The 3,304-nt window shown below is 65.7% G+C and carries 4 protein-coding genes; 3 read left to right on the top strand and 1 reads right to left on the bottom strand.

Annotation, left to right across the window (positions count from 1 at the left end):
* The 3 genes from EOA38_RS31540 to EOA38_RS31530 form a co-directional block, all read left to right on the top strand.
* Nucleotides 1–786 (top strand): Xaa-Pro peptidase family protein (locus EOA38_RS31540; protein WP_145966151.1); only part of this gene is annotated, 786 nt, incomplete at its 5' end.
* A gap of 54 nt (nucleotides 787–840) precedes the next feature.
* On the top strand, nucleotides 841–1,452 hold the full coding sequence (locus tag EOA38_RS31535) for a hypothetical protein (protein WP_126092381.1): 612 nt from the start codon (nucleotides 841–843) through the stop codon (nucleotides 1,450–1,452).
* Between the two features lie 165 nt (nucleotides 1,453–1,617).
* Nucleotides 1,618–2,553 (top strand): ribose-phosphate pyrophosphokinase, encoded by a 936-nt coding sequence (locus tag EOA38_RS31530; protein ID WP_126092380.1) that lies wholly within the window; start codon nucleotides 1,618–1,620, stop codon nucleotides 2,551–2,553.
* On the opposite strand, the gene EOA38_RS31525 is transcribed toward EOA38_RS31530, so the two are convergent.
* Nucleotides 2,550–3,304: helix-turn-helix transcriptional regulator (locus EOA38_RS31525; protein WP_145966150.1), on the bottom strand; the 755-nt coding region annotated here is incomplete at its 5' end. The genes EOA38_RS31530 and EOA38_RS31525 overlap by 4 nt on opposite strands.

Genomic DNA, 3,304 nt, shown 5'->3' with positions numbered 1-3,304 from the left:
GCCTACAACGGCCGCCGCGTGGATGAGCAGTTGCAAACCTTCGGCCAGATCGCCGATGCTTCCGGCATCGTCGGCCGGCTGCGGCTCTTCAAGAGCCCGGCCGAAATCGCCAAGGCGGAAAAAGCGGCAAGTCTTTCCGACGATGCGCTGGATGCGGCCTTGCCGCTGATCAAGCAGGGCGGCGACGAGGGGCCTATCCTGGCGGCCATGCAAGGTGCCGTCTTTGCCGGCGGCGGCGACTACCCCGCCAACGAATACATCATCGGCTCCGGCGCCGATGCCCTGCTTTGCCGCTATAAGGCCGGGCGCCGCAAGCTTACCAAGAACGACCAGCTGACGCTCGAATGGGCGGGTGTCTTCCATCACTACCACGCCCCGATGATGCGTACCGCATTGACCGGCAAGGTCTCGAAGCGCCACCAGGAACTGTTCGATGCCGCCCGCGCCGCGCTGCTTGCGGTCGAAAAGGCGATGATGCCGGGCAACACCTTCGGCGATGTCTTCGATGCGCATGCCCGCACGCTCGAGGCGCATAATCTCACCAAGCACCGGCTGAACGCCTGCGGCTATTCGGTCGGCGCCCGCTTCACGCCGTCCTGGATGGATATGCCGATGTTCTACCAGGGCAATCCGGAGCCGATCGCGCCCAACATGACGCTGTTCGCGCATATGATCATCATGGACTCCGAGACCGAGTCGGCGATGACCCTTGGCCGCACCTACCTCACCACGGAATCGGCGCCGAAGCCGCTCTCCCGCCATGATCTCGACTTGATCGTACAGTGAATCCATAATGGTAGGTTCACGCGGGGGCGTCGCCACGAGGGAGTTTTCGGGCAAATGAGACGATCGCAGGTGACGACCGTGTCATTGCTCGCGGCGCTGGCGCTCACCGCTTGCACCAACGCCAAGGACGTCCTCGATCCTTCGGCCGTCACCCCGCCGGCGAGTTCGGCTCAGACTTTGCCGACCACCCCGGGCACATCGGCCACCACATCGCCGACGACGACCGCGCCAGCCCCTGCGGCGACAGCGACGGCTTCGGCGCCCGCTACCCCCGCTCAGACAGCCGCCATCGCCAAGACCCGGCTGCAGGTCGCGCCGATCGTCGGCGCCTCGGTGGAAGCCGCGGCACCACTGACAGCGGAGCTGCAGACGCGCGCCAGGCAGCGCGGCGTGACGCTTGTCGGCAGCACCGACCAGACGGCAACGCATGTGCTGAAAGGCTATTTTTCGACGATGTCCGAAGGCAAGGACACGACCGTCATCTACGTCTGGGACGTCTACGACCCCTCGGGCAACCGCCTGCACCGCATCAATGGCCAGCAGAAGTCGCCTTCGGTCGGCAGCACCGAGGGCTGGCCGGCCGTTGCTCCCGCGACCATGCAGGCGATCGCCGACCAGACGATCGACCAGTTCACCGCCTGGCTGGGCAGCGGTGGCGCCGGCTAGGGCGCCCTATTGTGTTGCCGGCTTGCGATGCCGACAGCCTTTGTTGCGCCTTGTCGAAGGATTCCCGATCACGAGGCTTGCAATACCGGCGCGGGCCGCTAAAAGCCCGCATAAAAGGCTCATGAGAGTCTGTTTGGTCTCTCCATCCTTCACCAGGAACGGTGCATGAAGCTTTTCGCGGGCAATTCCAATAGGGTGCTGGCCGAAGCGGTCGCTCGCTATCTCAACATCCCGCTGGGTAAGGCCAGCGTCCGGCGCTTCGCCGATCAGGAGATCTTCGTCGAGATCCAGGAAAACGTGCGCGGCGAGGATGTCTTCATCCTGCAGTCCACGTCTTTCCCGACTAACGACCATCTGATGGAACTGCTCATCATGATGGACGCCTTCATGCGCTCCTCCGCAAGGCGAATCACGGCGGTCATCCCTTATTTCGGCTATGCCAGGCAGGACCGCCGCGCCTCCGGCCGCACGCCGATCTCGGCCAAGCTCGTCGCCAACATGATCACCCGCGCCGGCGCCGACCGCGTGTTGACGCTCGACCTTCATGCCGGCCAGATCCAGGGCTTCTTCGATATTCCGACCGACAATCTGTTCTCGGTGCCGGTGATGGCCCGCGACGTGAAGGCGAAATACAAGCAGCTCGGCAACGTCGTGGTGGTGTCGCCAGACATCGGCGGCGTGGTGCGGGCCCGCGCGCTGGCAAAACGCTTCGACGCGCAGCTCGCCATCGTCGACAAGCGCCGCGAGCGCCCCGGCGAATCCGAGGTCATGAACATCATCGGCGCCGTCGCCGGCAAGGATTGCCTGCTGATCGACGACATCGTCGATTCCGGCGGCACGCTCTGCAATGCCGCCGACGCGCTGCTCGCCAACGGCGCGACCAGCGTCACCGCCTACATCACCCATGGCGTGCTCTCGGGCGGCGCGGTTGCCCGCATCGCCGGTTCGAAGCTGCAGGAACTGGTGATCACCGATTCCATCCAGCCGAGCCAGGCCGTGCTCGACGCGCCCAACATCCGCGTCATCTCGATCGCCGACCTGATGGGCGAGGCGATCTCGCGCACGGCGACCGAGGAATCGGTCTCGAGCCTGTTCGATTAAGCCACCGCGGTTTCGGCACGGACCGGGCCGCTTAACCGCTTTGCCCCCTCGCCCGCCTCGCGCGCGCCGCGCATATAGCCGCGCGGCGAGGCGCCCAGCATGCGCTTGAACATGGTGATGAAGGCCGGCACGCTGTCATAGCCGAGGTCAAGCGCCACTCTGGTGATCGGCTCGTCGTCGGCAAGCCTCGGCAACGCCGCGAACAGGCAGGCCTGCTGGCGCCATGTCGACAGCGACAGCCCGGTCTGACGCTGAAAGGCGCGGGTGAACGAGCGCCGGCTCATGCCCGCGGCATCCGCCCATTCGTCGATCGTCGCATGCGGCGAAGGCGCCGCCACGAAGCGCCGGCAGAGCGTCGCGAGCTTCGGATCCGACGGGAAAGGCAGACCGAGCGGCCGTTCCGGCAGGTTCGGGATCTCGTGCAGCAAGAGCCCCATGATCAATCCGGCGCGCCCTTCGAGCTCGCCGCCCTGCGGCAACTTCTCCGATTCGACGATCAGGCTGTGCATGAGCCCGGTGATGCCGACGACGCGCAAGCCCTCCGGCAGGCCGGGAATGGCGTCCGGCGTGACATAGACCGAGCGCATCGAGACATCGCCCAGCATCTCGACCGAATGCTCGATGCCGGCCGGTATCCACATGGCATGGTCGGGCGGCACCATCCAGCGGCCGTGCTTGGTCGTCACCAGCACGACGCCGACCAGCGCGTGCAGCAACTGGCTGCGGCTGTGCCGGTGCCGCGGCACGTGGT

The sequence above is a fragment of the Mesorhizobium sp. M1E.F.Ca.ET.041.01.1.1 genome (assembly GCF_003997355.1).
Taxonomy (GTDB): Bacteria; Pseudomonadota; Alphaproteobacteria; order Rhizobiales; family Rhizobiaceae; genus Mesorhizobium.
This window is presented reverse-complemented; position numbering and strand designations above follow the sequence as displayed.

Coding starts and splice junctions, on each gene's coding strand:
- EOA38_RS31535 (WP_126092381.1), top strand. CDS start 841: ATGAGACGATCGCAGGTGACGACCGTGTCATTGCTCGCGGCGCTGGCG.
- EOA38_RS31530 (WP_126092380.1), top strand. CDS start 1,618: ATGAAGCTTTTCGCGGGCAATTCCAATAGGGTGCTGGCCGAAGCGGTC.